The sequence below is a fragment of the Angustibacter aerolatus genome (assembly GCF_054776675.1).
In genome coordinates this window covers 1-14,123 of sequence record NZ_BAAHBM010000006.1, presented here as the reverse complement: position 1 = coordinate 14,123, position 14,123 = coordinate 1, and the positions used below count along the sequence as shown (strand labels likewise).

11 protein-coding genes, 1 tRNA gene and 1 pseudogene are annotated in these 14,123 nt (G+C 74.1%); 1 reads left to right on the top strand and 12 read right to left on the bottom strand.

Annotated features, from left to right (window positions below; translation table 11 throughout):
• Positions 1 to 207 precede the first annotated feature (207 nt).
• Positions 208 to 819: an ANTAR domain-containing response regulator gene (locus ACYVI6_RS02650; protein WP_460444882.1), complete on the bottom strand. Its 612-nt coding sequence runs from the start codon at positions 817 to 819 to the stop codon at positions 208 to 210.
• A 48-nt stretch (positions 820 to 867) separates the two neighbouring features.
• Here ACYVI6_RS02650 and ACYVI6_RS02645 point away from each other — a divergent pair.
• Positions 868 to 950: transfer RNA gene (locus ACYVI6_RS02645), tRNA-Leu, on the top strand.
• 25 nt (positions 951 to 975) lie between these two features.
• Here ACYVI6_RS02645 and pyk read toward each other — a convergent pair.
• The 11 genes and pseudogenes from pyk to ACYVI6_RS02590 all read right to left on the bottom strand — a co-directional run.
• Positions 976 to 2,445, bottom strand: a complete 1,470-nt coding sequence (gene pyk / locus ACYVI6_RS02640) for a pyruvate kinase (RefSeq protein ID WP_460444881.1) — start codon at positions 2,443 to 2,445, stop codon at positions 976 to 978.
• Positions 2,446 to 2,523: 78 nt separating this feature from the next.
• On the bottom strand, positions 2,524 to 3,981 hold the full coding sequence (locus tag ACYVI6_RS02635; protein WP_460444880.1) for a glutamate synthase subunit beta: 1,458 nt from the start codon (positions 3,979 to 3,981) through the stop codon (positions 2,524 to 2,526).
• Entirely contained in the window at positions 3,974 to 8,539 is a 4,566-nt protein-coding gene (gene gltB / locus ACYVI6_RS02630; protein WP_460444879.1) for a glutamate synthase large subunit, read from the bottom strand. Before gltB ends, ACYVI6_RS02635 begins: the two co-directional genes overlap by 8 nt.
• Before the next feature lie 152 nt (positions 8,540 to 8,691).
• A complete protein-coding gene (gene lgt / locus ACYVI6_RS02625) occupies positions 8,692 to 9,615 on the bottom strand; it encodes a prolipoprotein diacylglyceryl transferase (RefSeq protein ID WP_460444878.1) in 924 nt (307 codons plus the stop codon).
• On the bottom strand, positions 9,612 to 10,442 hold the full coding sequence (gene trpA, locus ACYVI6_RS02620; RefSeq protein WP_460444877.1) for a tryptophan synthase subunit alpha: 831 nt from the start codon (positions 10,440 to 10,442) through the stop codon (positions 9,612 to 9,614). The genes lgt and trpA overlap by 4 nt, the downstream gene beginning before the upstream one ends.
• Positions 10,439 to 11,746 (bottom strand): tryptophan synthase subunit beta, encoded by a 1,308-nt coding sequence (gene trpB, locus ACYVI6_RS02615; RefSeq protein ID WP_460444876.1) that lies wholly within the window; start codon positions 11,744 to 11,746, stop codon positions 10,439 to 10,441. Before trpB ends, trpA begins: the two co-directional genes overlap by 4 nt.
• A 61-nt stretch (positions 11,747 to 11,807) precedes the next feature.
• A complete protein-coding gene (gene trpC, locus ACYVI6_RS02610) occupies positions 11,808 to 12,617 on the bottom strand; it encodes an indole-3-glycerol phosphate synthase TrpC (protein ID WP_460444875.1) in 810 nt (269 codons plus the stop codon).
• Positions 12,618 to 12,755: 138 nt separating this feature from the next.
• A complete protein-coding gene (locus tag ACYVI6_RS02605; protein ID WP_284287117.1) occupies positions 12,756 to 13,193 on the bottom strand; it encodes a DUF2752 domain-containing protein in 438 nt (145 codons plus the stop codon).
• 2 nt (positions 13,194 to 13,195) lie between these two features.
• Complete coding sequence (locus ACYVI6_RS02600; protein WP_284287118.1) at positions 13,196 to 13,552, bottom strand: CD225/dispanin family protein; 357 nt, start codon at positions 13,550 to 13,552, stop codon at positions 13,196 to 13,198.
• A gap of 122 nt (positions 13,553 to 13,674) precedes the next feature.
• Positions 13,675 to 13,908 carry an HGxxPAAW family protein gene (locus tag ACYVI6_RS02595; protein ID WP_460444874.1) on the bottom strand — a complete coding sequence of 78 codons (234 nt, stop codon included), beginning with the start codon at positions 13,906 to 13,908 and terminating at the stop codon, positions 13,675 to 13,677.
• 35 nt (positions 13,909 to 13,943) lie between these two features.
• Positions 13,944 to 14,123: pseudogene (locus tag ACYVI6_RS02590) on the bottom strand (hypothetical protein); the annotation flags it as partial.

Genomic DNA, 14,123 nt, shown 5'->3' with positions numbered 1-14,123 from the left:
GAGTCGCCCGGCCTGGATTCCCCGAACCCTAGACCGAAGGGCCGTCGATCCGACCCCACCCCGGCGCACGTGTGACCGTGTCGTGACCTAAGCCGTCATCGGGCAGGCGGAGCCGTGGACGCGGTCACCGCCGGGCACGCGCGACCCGGCCGACCGTCCAGGACGTGACCTGCGCCAGACCGACGGAGGACGGAACCTTGACCGACGTCAGTGCTTCGGGGTGCTCATGCCGGAGACGACGGCGTCGGCCACCTCGCGCATGCTGAGCCGGCGGTCCATCGACGTCTTCTGGATCCAGCGGAACGCCTCGGGCTCGCTCAGCCCGAGCCGCTTCATGAGCTCGCCCTTGGCGCGGTCGATCCGCTTGCGGGTCTCGAAGCGCTCGGTGAGGTCGGCGACCTCGGACTCGAGCGCGCGCATCTCGGCGTGCCGCGACAGCGCGATCTCCATCGCCGGCAGCAGGTCGGCCTTGGTGAACGGCTTCACCACGTAGGCCATCGCCCCCGCGTCGCGGGCCCGCTCGACCAGCTCGGCCTGGGAGAAGGCGGTGAGCATGACGCAGGCCGGTCCGCCGCCGGCGCCGATCGCCTCGGCCGCGGACAGACCGTCCATGACGGGCATCTTCACGTCGAGCACCACCAGGTCGGGGTCCAGCTCCTTGGCGAGCGCCACCGCCTGCTCGCCGTCGCCGGCCTCGCCGACGACGTCGTAGCCCTCCTCGCGCAGCATCTCGACCAGGTCGAGGCGGATCAGCGCCTCGTCCTCGGCCACGACGACGCGGCGGGTGGGGCGGGGGGCGGGGGCTGCGCTGTCGGCCATGCGCCGGAGTCTACTGACGACCCGTTACCCTCGTGGAGCCACTCCGGCGCCGGGTTGGTGGAACGGCATACACGGTGGTCTCAAACACCACTGCCCGAGAGGGCTTGCGGGTTCGAGTCCCGCACCCGGCACCCCTGCAGCGCTCCCCCGGCGGGGTCAGTGCTCGATGTCGCCCGGCTCGCCGCTGTCGCGGTACGCCGGCGCCACGCCGTCCGTCGCGTCACCCAGCCGGTGCACGCGCAGCGCGTTCGTCGAGCCGGGGATCCCGGGCGGCGAGCCGGCCACGACGACCGCGACGTCGCCGCGCTCGAGGCGGTGGTCGGCGAGCATCAGCTGGTCGACCTGGCGCACCATCTCGTCGGTGTGCTTCACCGTGGGCGTCAGGAAGGTCTCGACGCCCCACGACAGCGCCAGCTGCGAGCGCACGACGGGCTCGGGGGTGAACGCCAGCAGGGGGATCTTCGACCGCAGCCGCGACATGCGCCGCGCCGAGTCGCCGCCCTGCGTGAAGACCGCGAGCACGTCGACGTCGAGCTGCTCGCCCACCGTGGTGGCGGCCAGGGTGATCGCCCCGCCCTTCGTGCGGGGCGACGTGCCCAGCGGCACGATGCGCTCGAGGCCGTGCTCCTCGGTGTTCTGGATGATGCGGGCCATCGTCTCGACGGTGTGCACGACGTGCTTGCCGACGCTGGTCTCCCCCGACAGCATCAGCGCGTCGGCGCCGTCGAGCACCGCGTTGGCGGCGTCGGAGGCCTCGGCGCGGGTGGGCCGCGAGTTCTCGATCATCGACTCGAGCACCTGCGTGGCGACGATGACCGGCTTGGCGTTGCGGCGGGCCAGCTCGACCGCGCGCTTCTGCACCAGCGGCACCTGCTCGAGCGGCAGCTCGACGCCCAGGTCGCCGCGGGCGACCATGATGCCGTCGAAGGCGCGCACGACCTCCTCGAGGTTGTCGACGGCCTGCGGCTTCTCGACCTTCGCGATGACCGGGAGCCGCACGCCCTCCTCGTCCATGATCTTGCGGACGTCGTCGGCGTCGGCGGCGGTGCGCACGAACGACAGCGCGATCCAGTCGGCGCGCAGCTTCAGCGCCCAGCGGAGGTCCTGCTCGTCCTTCTCCGACAGCGCCGGCACGCTGACCGCGACGCCGGGCAGGTTCAGGCCCTTGTGGTTCGAGACCGGCCCGCCCTCGACGACCCGCGTGGTGACCCGCGGCCCGTCGACCGACACGACCTCGACCATGACCTTGCCGTCGTCGATGAGCACCTTGTCGCCGGGGCCGACGTCGCCGGGCAGCCCCTTGTAGGTGGTGCCGCACAGCTCCTTCGTGCCCTCGACGTCCTCGGTGGTGATCGTGAACAGGTCGCCGGGCTCGAGCACCTCGCGGCCGTTCACGAAGTTGCCCAGGCGGATCTTCGGGCCCTGCAGGTCGACCAGGACGGCGACCGCGCGGCCGGTCTCGTCGCTGGCCCGCCGCACGTGCGCGTAGGTCTCCTCGTGCACCTCGTAGGCACCGTGGCTGAGGTTCAGCCGGGCGACGTCCATGCCCGCCTCGACGAGCTGGCGGATGGTGTCGTAGTCCGAGCTGGCAGGCCCGAGGGTGCAGACGATCTTCGCGCGACGCATGGGTGTGAGCCTAGTCACCGGCCCGCGCCCCCGGACGTCGGGGCCCACCTCGTGGACACCCGTCGTCGTGCGCCGCGGTCAGGCCGTGAGCGGCCGGTCGGTGGGCCGGATCGGGCTCGGCAGCCGGGTGGCCCCGGACAGGAAGCGGTCGACCGCGGCGGCGCACGACCGCCCCTCGGCGATCGCCCACACGATGAGCGACTGGCCGCGCCCGGCGTCGCCGGCGACGTAGACCCCGCGCTGCGTGGTGGCGAAGTCGCCGTCGCGGCGCACGTTGCCGCGCTCGTCGAGCTCGACGCCCAGCTGGGCCACCACGCCGTCGCGCTCGGGACCGGTGAAGCCCATGGCCAGCAGCACCAGCTGCGCGGGGATCTCGCGCTCGGACCCCTCGACCGGCTCGAACCGACCGTTGCGCAGCTCGACCTCGACCAGCCGCAGCGCCCCGACCCGCCCGGTGCCGTCGTCGACGAGCGCCTGGGTGTTCACGGCGTACTGCCGGTCGCCACCCTCCTCGTGCGCGCTGGCCACCCGGTACGTCATGGGGTAGGTCGGCCAGGGCTGGTGCCCAGGACGCTCCTCCGGCGGGCGCGGCATGATCTCGAGCTGCGTCACCGAGCGGGCGCCCTGCCGCAGGGCGGTGCCCAGGCAGTCGGCACCGGTGTCGCCGCCGCCGATGATCACGACGTCCTTGCCCTCGGCGGTGACCTGCCCCTCGGGCTGGGCACCCAGGGCGGCGCGGTTCGCCGGCGGCAGGAAGTCCATGGCCTGCAGCACGCCGTCGAGCTCGCGCCCGGGCACCGGCAGGTCGCGCGGCACGGTCGAGCCGGTGGCCAGCACCACGGCGTCGTAGCGGTCACGCAGCTGCTGCCCGGTGATCTGGGTGCCGACGGCCACGCCGGGGCGGAACCGGGTGCCCTCGGCCTCCATCTGCTGCAGGCGGCGGTCGAGCACCGCCTTCTCCATCTTGAACTCGGGGATGCCGTAGCGCAGCAGCCCGCCGATGCGGTCGGCGCGCTCGTAGACCGCGACCGTGTGGCCGGCCCGGGTGAGCTGCTGGGCGACCGCGAGGCCGGCCGGGCCGCTGCCGACGACGGCCACCGTCTTGCCGGTGAGCCGCTCGGGCGGCAGCGGCGCGATGCCGCCGGCGGCCCAGGCGCGGTCGACGATCGACACCTCGATCTGCTTGATGGTCACCGGCGGCTGGTTGATGCCGAGCACGCAGGCCGACTCGCACGGGGCCGGGCACAGCCGCCCGGTGAACTCCGGGAAGTTGTTGGTGGCGTGCAGCCGCTCGATGGCGTCGCGCCAGTCCTCGCGCCAGGTGAGGTCGTTCCACTCCGGGATGAGGTTGCCCAGCGGGCACCCGCTGTGGCAGAACGGGATGCCGCAGTCCATGCAGCGCCCGGCCTGCCGCCGCAGCTGGTCACCCGGCTGCTGCTCGTAGACCTCGCGCCAGTCCTGCAGCCGCAGCGGCACCGGCCGGCGGGTCGGCAGCTCGCGCTCGCGCGTGACGAGGAAGCCCTTCGGGTCAGCCACGGGAAGCCTCCACGATCCGTGCGAACACCTCGTTGCCGTCGGGGTCGAGCCCCTCGGCCACCGCCTGCTCGCGCACCTCGACCACCACGCGGTAGTCGCGCGGCAGCACCTTCGTGAACCGGGCCCGCCCGGCGGTCCAGTCGTCGAGCAGCGCGCCGGCGACCGCCGACCCCGTCTCGTCGCGGTGCTCGACCAGCAGCGCCCGCACCACCTCGGCGTCGGCGTCGGTGAGCGCGGTCAGCTCGAGCTCGCCCGCGGCGAGCGAGCTGGGGTTGACCCGGGCGCGGTCGAGGTCGAGCACGTACGCCGTGCCGCCGGACATGCCCGCGGCGACGTTGCGGCCGGTGGGGCCGGCGATCACCACGGTGCCGCCCGTCATGTACTCGAGCGCGTGGTCGCCCACGCCCTCGACGACCGCGGTGGCGCCGGAGTTGCGCACGCAGAACCGCTCCCCCGCCAGGCCGCGCACGAACACGCTGCCGGCGGTGGCGCCGTACGCGACCACGTTGCCGGCGACCACGTTCTGCTCGGCGACGAGGGTGCTCTCGTGCTGCGGGCGGACGACGAGCCGGCCGCCGGACAGCCCCTTGCCGAGGTAGTCGTTGGTGTCGCCGAGCAGCCGCAGCGTGACGCCGCGCGGCACGAAGGCCCCGAACGACTGGCCGGCCGAGCCGGTGAGCGTGACGTCGACCGTGCCCTCGGCCAGCCCCTGCGGGTACCGCTTGGTCACCTCGTGGCCGAGCATCGTGCCGACGGTGCGGTTCACGTTGCGCACCGGCAGCGTGATGCGCACCGGCTCGGCGTGCTCGAGCGCGTCGCGGCTCAGCGCGATCAGCTCGTGGTCGAGCGCCTTCTCCAGGCCGTGGTCCTGCCCGACGACCCGATGGCGCGGGGTGCCCTCGGGCAGCCCCGGGTCGGCGAGCACCGGCCGCAGGTCGAGGCCGGAGGCCTTCCAGTGGTCGACGGCGCGGCGGGGGTCGAGCAGGTCGACGCGGCCGACGGCCTCGTCGATGCTGCGCAGCCCGAGCGCGGCCAGGTGCTGGCGCACCTCGGTGGCGACGTACTCGAAGAACGTCTCGACGAACTCCGGCTTGCCGCTGAACCGCTCGCGCAGCTGCGGGTTCTGCGTGGCGACGCCGACCGGGCAGGTGTCGAGGTGGCAGACGCGCATCATGATGCAGCCGCTCACCACGAGCGGTGCGGTGGCGAAGCCGAACTCCTCGCCGCCGAGGAGCGCGGCCACCACGACGTCGCGGCCGGTCTTCAGCTGGCCGTCGACCTGCACGACGATGCGGTCGCGCAGCCCGTTGAGCATCAGCGTCTGCTGGGTCTCGGCCAGCCCGAGCTCCCAGGGCGCGCCGGCGTGCTTGAGGCTGGTGAGCGGCGAGGCGCCGGTGCCGCCGTCGTGCCCGCTGATCAGCACGACGTCGGCGTGCGCCTTGCTGACGCCGGTGGCGACCGTGCCGACCCCGACCTCGGACACCAGCTTCACGTGCACCCGAGCCGCCGGGTTGGCGTTCTTCAGGTCGTGGATGAGCTGGGCGAGGTCCTCGATCGAGTAGATGTCGTGGTGCGGGGGCGGCGAGATGAGGCCGACGCCGGGCGTGCTGTGCCGGGTCTTGGCGACCCACGGGTACACCTTGTGCGCCGGCAGCTGACCGCCCTCACCCGGCTTGGCACCCTGCGCCATCTTGATCTGCAGGTCGTCGGCGTGGGTGAGGTACAGGCTGGTGACGCCGAACCGGCCGGACGCCACCTGCTTGATGGCGCTGCGCCGCACCGGGTCGAGCAGCCGGTCGTCGTCCTCGCCGCCCTCGCCGGTGTTCGACCGGGCGCCGATCCGGTTCATCGCGACGGCGAGCGTCTCGTGCGCCTCCTGGCTGATCGAGCCGTAGCTCATGGCGCCGGTCGAGAACCGGCGCATGATCGACTCGATCGGCTCGACCTCCTCCAGCGGGATCGCACGCTGCTCGTCGGCCCGCAGCCGCAGCAGCCCGCGCAGCGTCATGAGCCGCTCGCTCTGCTCGTCGACCCGGCTCGTGTACTGCTGGAAGACGTCGAACCGGCGCGCCCGCGTGGCGTGCTGCAGGCGGAACACCGTCTCGGGGTCGAACAGGTGCGGCTCGCCCTCGCGCCGCCACTGGTACTCGCCGCCCACGTCGAGCCGGCGGTGCGCCAGCTTCACGCCGTCCGGCGGGTACGCGCTGGCGTGCCGGCGGGCGGTCTCGGCGGCGACGACGTCGAGGCCGATGCCGCCCAGCTGCGAGGTGGTGCCGGTGAAGAACTCGTCGACGAGCGCCTGCGACAGGCCGATCGCCTCGAACACCTGCGCCCCGCGGTACGAGGCCACCGTCGAGATGCCCATCTTGCTCATGACCTTCAGGACGCCCTTGCCGAGCGCCTTGATGAGGTTGCGGACGGCGACCGCCGGGGCGACGTCGCCGAGCCGGCCCTGCCGGGCGAGCACCTCGGCGGACTCCATCGCGAGGTAGGGGTTGACCGCCGCCGCGCCGAACCCGATGAGCAGCGCGACGTGGTGCACCTCGCGCACGTCGCCGGCCTCGACCAGCAGGCCGACCTGGGTGCGGGTCTTGGCGCGGATGAGGTGGTGGTGCACCGCCGAGGTCAGCAGCAGGGACGGGATCGGCGCCAGGTCGCGGCCGGAGTCGCGGTCGGAGAGGACGACGAAGCGCGCGCCGGCCTCGATGGCGTCGCTGACCTCCTCGAAGATCGCGTGCAGTCGCGCCCGCAGCGCCCGGCTGCCGCCGCGCACGTCGTACAGCCCGGACACCACGGTGGTCGCGTAGCCGGGGAGGTCGCCGTCGGCGTTGACGTGCACGATCTTGGCCAGCTCGTCGTTGTCGATCACCGGGAACGGCAGCGACAGCAGGCGCACGTGGGCCGGCGTGGCCTCGAGCACGTTGAGCTCGGGCCCCATGAAGGTGCCGAGCGAGGTGACGAGCTCCTCGCGGATGGCGTCCAGCGGCGGGTTGGTGACCTGCGCGAAGAGCTGCGTGAAGTAGTCGAAGAGCAGCCGGGGGCGCGCCGACAGCACCGCGATGGGCGAGTCGGTGCCCATCGACCCGATCGGCTCCGCACCGGCGCGCGCCATCGGCGCGACCAGCAGGCGCAGCTCCTCCTCGGTGTAGCCGAAGGTCTGCTGGCGCCGCACGACGGACGCCGGGGTGTGCACGACGTGCTCGCGCTCGGGCAGGTCCTTCAGCTCGATGACGCCGGCGTGCAGCCAGTCGGCGTAGGGGTGCTCGGCCGCCAGCTGCGACTTGATCTCGTCGTCGTCGACCAGCCGGCCGTGCTCGGTGTCGACGAGGAACATCCGGCCCGGCTGCAGCCGGCCCTTGCGGACGACGGTGGCCGGGTCGAGGTCGAGCACGCCGACCTCGCTGGCCAGCACCACGAGGCCGTCGTCGGTCACCCAGTAGCGCCCGGGCCGCAGGCCGTTGCGGTCGAGCACCGCGCCGACCAGCGTGCCGTCGGTGAACGTGACGCAGGCCGGGCCGTCCCACGGCTCCATGAGCGCGGAGTGGAACTCGTAGAACGCCCGCCGCGCGGGGTCCATCTCGGTGTGGTTCTCCCACGCCTCGGGGATCATCATCAGCACGGCGTGCGGCAGCGGGCGCCCCGCCAGGTGCAGCAGCTCGAGCACCTCGTCGAAGGACGCCGAGTCGCTGGCGTCGTCGGAGCAGATCGGCAGCACCCGCTCGAGGTCGCCGCCGGCCAGCAGCTCGCTGCTGAGCAGGCTCTCGCGGGCCGCCATCCAGTTGCGGTTGCCCTTGACGGTGTTGATCTCACCGTTGTGCGCGATCATCCGGAACGGGTGCGCCAGCGGCCACGACGGGAAGGTGTTCGTGCTGAACCGCGAGTGCACGATCGCCAGCTCGGTGGCGAACCGGCGGTCGGACAGGTCGGGGAAGAACGGCTCGAGCTGGCCGGTGGTCAGCATGCCCTTGTAGACGAGCGTGCGCCCCGACAGCGACGGGAAGTAGACGTCGAGCTCGTGCTCGGCGCGCTTGCGCAGCACCCAGGACCGGCGCTCGAGGTCGAGCCCGCTCACCGGGGCGCGGTCGGCGGCGCCGCTCACGACGACCTGCGCGAACCACGGCATGCAGCGGCGGGCGGCCTCGCCCACCAGGTCGGCGGTCACCGGCACGTCGCGCCAGGCCAGCACCTGCAGCCCCTCGGCGGCGGCCAGCGCACCGATCCGGGCGACGACGGCCGCCCGCTCGGTGGCGTCGGTCGGCAGGAACGCGTTGCCGACGGCGTACGACCCGGCCGGCGGCAGCTCGACGTCGAGCACCGCGCGGAGGAACTCGTCGGGGACCTGCGACAGGATGCCGGCGCCGTCGCCGACGTCGGGGTCGGCGCCGACCGCGCCGCGGTGGTCGAGGTTGCGCAGCGCCGTGAGCGCGTGCTCGACGACGTCGTGGCCGGCGTGGCCGCGCATCGTGGCGATGAGCGCGACACCGCAGGCGTCGTGCTCGTGGCGGCCGTCGTAGAGGCCGCTGGGGGCGGGTCGCGCAGAGAAGCTGGAGATCCCCACGGGTGTCACCGTCCTCACCGTCGTGCTGTGACACCCCGGCCGGCGGCCGGGGTCACGGGTGCGGCCGCCCGGTGCGAACCACCCCGGCACGGCCCCACGGAGGCGGCGTCGACCCGTGGTTCGCGGTCACTCTACCCCGCGTTTCCAGCGGGTTACACGTCTTGCGGAGTGGGAACCTCGTCCAGATGGTGAGATCTCCTGCGGGCCGCCCGCTCCTGCCGGACGAACATCGCGAGGCCGCCGAGGAAGACCAGGACGGACACCCAGTCGTTGAGCCGCAGGCCCAGGACGTGGACCGCCTCGTCGATGCGCAGGTACTCGAACCAGAACCGGCCGAAGGTGTAGAGCATCACGTAGAGCGCGAAGGCCCGGCCCCCCGACAGGTCGCGCCGGCGCCCGACCAGCACGATCACCAGCGCGATCACCAGGCACCACAGCGACTCGTACAGGAACGTCGGGTGGTAGGTGCCCGGCAGCAGCACCGGCTGCCCGCTCGCGTCGGTCACCGCGCGCCCGGCGGACTGGTCCCACTCGTGCACCTGCAGGCCCCAGGGCAGGTCGGTGCGTCGGCCGAACAGCTCGTTGTTGAACCAGTTGCCGAACCGGCCCGCGGCCTGCGCGACGGCGAGGCCCGGCGCCGCGGCGTCGGCGAACAGCACGAACTGCACGCCGGCCCGGCGGCAGCCGATCCAGGCGCCGAGCGCGCCCAGCGCCACCGCGCCCCAGATGCCGAGGCCGCCCTGCCACAGCTTGAGCGCGTCGACCGGGTGCCCGCCCTCGCCGAAGTACGCGGCCGGTGAGGTGATCACGTGGTAGATCCGCGCGCCGACGATGCCGAACGGCACGGCCCACGCCGAGACGTCGAGCACCAGGCCGGACGGTCCGCCGGCCGCGGCCACGCGCCGCTCGGCGATGCGCACCGCCAGCACGATGCCGAGCAGGATGCACAGCGCGTAGGCCCGCACCGGCAGCGGGCCGAGGTGCCAGACCCCCTGCGAGGGGCTGGGGATGGCCGCCAGCACCTGACCCGACAGCGCCGGCAGCGCCGAGACCCCGGCCACCAGCCCCGCGCTCACCCCGCCACCGCCGCCCGGCCCGAGCGCACGCCCTCGGCGAGCTCGGCGGTCAACCGCGCGACGGCCTCGACCCCCCGCTGCGGCGACCCCGCGTCGACGGCCTCGACCAGGCAGCGCACCAGCGCCGAGCCCACGATCACGCCGTCCGCGAAGCCCGCGACCTCCGCGGCCTGCCGGCCGTCGGCGACGCCCACCCCGACGCACACCGGGACGTCGGTGACGCCGCGGGTGCGCTCGACGAGCACCCTCGCCGCGTCGTCGAGCCGGGCGCGCTCGCCGGTGACCCCCATGACGGCGGTCGCGTAGACGAAACCGCGGCAGGCCGCGGTCGTCGAGGCCAGGCGCGCGTCGGTCGAGCTCGGGGCCACGAGGAAGACCCGGTCGAGGTGGTGCCGGTCGGACGCCGCGAGCCAGTCCTCGGCCTCGTCCGGGATGAGGTCGGGGGTGATCAGCCCGGCGCCCCCCGCGGCGGAGAGGTCGGCGGCGAAGGCGTCGACGCCGTGCCGGTCGACGAGGTTCCAGTACGTCATGACCTCGGCCGGCGCCCCGGCCGCGGCCACCGCCTCGACGGCGGTGAAGACGTCGTGCACCCGGCTGCCGCCGCGCAGCGCCGCCTCGACCGCGTGCTGGATGATCGTGCCGTCCATCAGCGGGTCGCTGTACGGCACGCCGATCTCGACGACGTCGGCACCGGCCTCGACCATCGCCTGCATCGCCGCGACCGACGTCGGCACGTCGGGGTAGCCCACCGGCAGGTAGGTGATGAGCGCCGCCCGCCCCTCGGCGCGGGCCCGCTCGAGCGCCTGCTGCGCCGACCGGCCGCTCACCAGCCGCTCCCCTCGGCCTCGTCGACCGGCTCGGACGCCTTAAGCGCCTCGGCCTCGACCAGCTCCTGCGGCTCGACCAGCCCGAACCAGCGCGCCGCGGTGTCGACGTCCTTGTCGCCGCGGCCCGACAGGTTGACCAGCAGCACGGCGTCCGGGCCGAGCTCGCGGCCCACCTGCATGGTGCCGGCCAGGGCGTGCGCGCTCTCGATCGCCGGGATGATCCCCTCGGTGCGGCACAGCAGGCCGAACGCCTCCATGGCCTGCGCGTCCGTGACCGGGCGGTACTCGGCGCGCCCGGTGTCGTGCAGGAACGAGTGCTCGGGGCCGACGCCCGGGTAGTCGAGCCCGGCCGAGATCGAGTGGCTCTCGACGGTCTGCCCGTCGTCGTCCTGCAGCACGTAGGTGCGCGAGCCGTGCAGCACGCCGGACGAGCCGCCGGTGATGGACGCCGCGTGCCGGCCGGTCTCGACGCCGGCGCCGCCCGCCTCGAGACCGACCAGCCGGACGCCGTCGTCGTCGAGGAAGGACTGGAAGATGCCGATCGCGTTCGAGCCGCCGCCGACGCAGGCCAGCACGACGTCGGGCAGCCGGCCGACGAGCTCGAGGGTCTGCGCGCGCGCCTCGTCGCCGATCACCTTGTGCAGCCGGCGCACCAGCGTGGGGAAGGGGTGCGGGCCGGCGACCGTGCCGATCAGGTAGTGCGTGCTGTCGACGCTGGCGACCCAGTCGCGCATCGCCTCGTTCATCGCGTCCTTGAGGGTGCGCGACCCGCTGGTGACCGGCACGACCTCGGCACCCAGCAGCTTCATGCGGGCGACGTTCAGCGCCTGGCGGCGGGTGTCCTCCTCGCCCATGTAGACCACGCACTCGAGACCGAGCAGCGCCGCCGCGGTGGCCGAGGCGACGCCGTGCTGGCCGGCGCCGGTCTCGGCGATGATCCGCGACTTGCCCATCCGCTTGGTGAGCAGCGCCTGCCCGAGCACGTTGTTGATCTTGTGCGAGCCGGTGTGGTTCAGGTCCTCGCGCTTGAGCAGCACCCGGGCGCCGCCGGCGTGCTCGGCGAAGCGCGGCGCCTCGGTCAGCAGGCTCGGCCGGCCGGTGTAGGTGCGGTGCAGCTCGTCGAGCTGCGCCACGAAGGCCGGGTCGTCGAAGGCCGCGGCCGCCGCGGCGTCGAGCTCGTCGAGCGCCGCCACCAGCGCCTCGGGCACGTAGCGGCCGCCGTACGGGCCGAAGCGCCCCGGGCGGGCGGCCGGGTCCGCGGGCGGGACGGCGGGACGACCGGGTGCGGCGGTGGGGCCTGTCATGGGGTGATCCTCTCAGGCCCCGGGCCCCGCGGTCACGGGCCCGCCCCGGTGCGACCCGGCGTCAGGGGCGGTGCGAGCGCAGCGCCGGGTGCGCACCGGCGGCGACCAGGTCGTCGACCACGGCGCGCGGGTCGTCGCCGCGCACCAGGCTCTCGCCGACGAGCACGGCGTCGGCGCCGTGGCGGGCGTGCTCGATGACGTCGCGGGTGTCGCGGACGCCGGACTCGGCGACCCGCACCACGCCGTCCGGCACGTGGGGTGCCAGCCGGGCGAAGGTGTCGCGGTCGACCTCGAGGGTGCGCAGGTTGCGGGCGTTCACGCCGATGATGCGGGCGCCGGCGTCGACCGCGCGCTCCAGCTCGTCGCGGTCGTGCACCTCGACCAGCACCGACAGCCCGAGGCTGAGCGCCCGCTCGTGCAGGCTGACCAGGGCCTCCTGCTCGAGCGCGGCGACGATCAGCAGCACGACGTCGGCGCCGTGGGCCCGTGCCTCCCACAGCTGGTAGCTGGTGACGATGAAGTCCTTGCGCAGCACCGGCACGTCGACGGCGCCACGCACCGCGACCAGGTCGTCGAGGCTGCCGCCGAAGCGCCGGCCCTCGGTGAGCACGCTGATCACGGCGGCCCCGCCGGCCTCGTACTCGGCGGCCAGGTGGGCCGGGTCGGCGATGGTCGCCAGCGCACCCTTGCTGGGGCTGGCCCGCTTCACCTCGGCGATCACCTGCACGCCGTCGGCGCGCAGCGTCGCCAGCCCGTCGACGCAGGGACGGGCGCGCTGCGCCTTCTCGCGCAGGTCGTCGAGCGAGACCGCGGCCTGGCGCAGCGCGAGGTCCTCGCGGACCCCCGCGACGATGTCGTCGAGCACGGTCATCGTGCCGTTCCCCTCAGTCGGTCGCGCGCCCCGCTCGCGGACGCCGCTGCCGGGATCCTAGGCGGTGCCCCGCCCGGGTCGCGTGACGGGTGCGTGGGCGACCACCACGTGGGACGGCGCCGTCGGTCGTGCTCGTCGTCAGGGCGCGAGCCAGGCGGTCGCCGGCACGTTGCGCAGCACCCAGAACGCGACGACGACGCCGAGCGCCGTCCAGATCAGCCACGCCGGCGCCACCCGCGTGCGGACGCCGCCGGTGACCGCCCGCCGGGTCCAGCGCAGCCAGGTCGCGGCGAGCACGACGAGCGCCACGACGCCGAGCGGGTTGCGGGCCACCATCGTGGCGGGGTCGCCGTGCGCCAGGGCGTGCACCATGCGCAGCGACCCGCAGCCGGGGCAGTACAGGCCGGTGACGGCGAGGAAGGGGCAGGTCGGGTAGTGCCCGGCCTGGTTGGGGTCGACGGTGCCGACCAGCGCGACGGCCGCGGCGGCAGCCGCCGCGACCGTCGCCGGGCCGACGCCGCGGCGCCACGCCGGCCGGGGATCCCGGCCGACGGGCGCCTGCAGCGTCGAGGTCATGCCTAGTTGCTGATCGAGCTGCTGCTGCTGCCGACCACGCCGAGCACGACGACCAGCACGATGTACAGCACGGCCACGATCACACCGGCGATCGCCGACCAGATCGCGAACTGCTTCGCCTTGCGCGACGAGTCCTGGGCCCCCGCCACGTCGCCGCCGGCGTACTTGCCGTTCACCTGGGCCGAGAACACGATCGACACCACGCCGAGCGGCAGGCAGCAGAAGATCGTGGTCAGGATGGCCCACACCAGGTAGTTCGGCGGGGGCGGACCGGCCGGTCCGCCGTACCCACCGAAGCCGCCGCCCTGAGGCGGCGGGCTGCCGTAGGACGGCCCGTCCCCTCCCGGGAACTGCGTCATGTCTGTTCTCCCCTCCAGAGGTGCGCGCGAACGCGCACGACGACCGACGGTCGTCGACGGAGGGACCCTAGCGGGCGGTCGTGGCCCGGCGCTGGCGTCCGCGCAGGTCGGGCCCGGTCGGCTCAGCCCTTGGACTGCGCGGAGTCGGCCTCGACAGCCGGCTTGAACGAGCCGTAGCCGGCCATCGACAGCACCTTGCCCACGACGAGCCCGGCGACGACCACGACCACGCCGATCACGGTGAGCAGCACCGAGGTGAACACCACCGCGAGGGCGACCACGAGCGCGCCGATCATGATCAGGCCGACGCAGGCCCAGGCGGCTGGGGTGTTGCCGTGGTCTTCGTGCTCGGCCATGGGTGCTCCTCGGGCGTGCGGGGGTCGGACGGCACTCAGTCTGCCAGGCCGGGTGCGGGGCCGCGGCCCGGCGGGCGCGTGGCGACGTCGGTGCGGAGGTCGGTGCCGGCGTCGGCGGGGTCGGACGCCGGCTCGGCGTCGGTCGGGTCGTCGCCGCGGCTCAGGGCGTCCCAGGCCAGGCCGGGGTCGTCGGACGGCGCGGCGGCGGCCGGTCG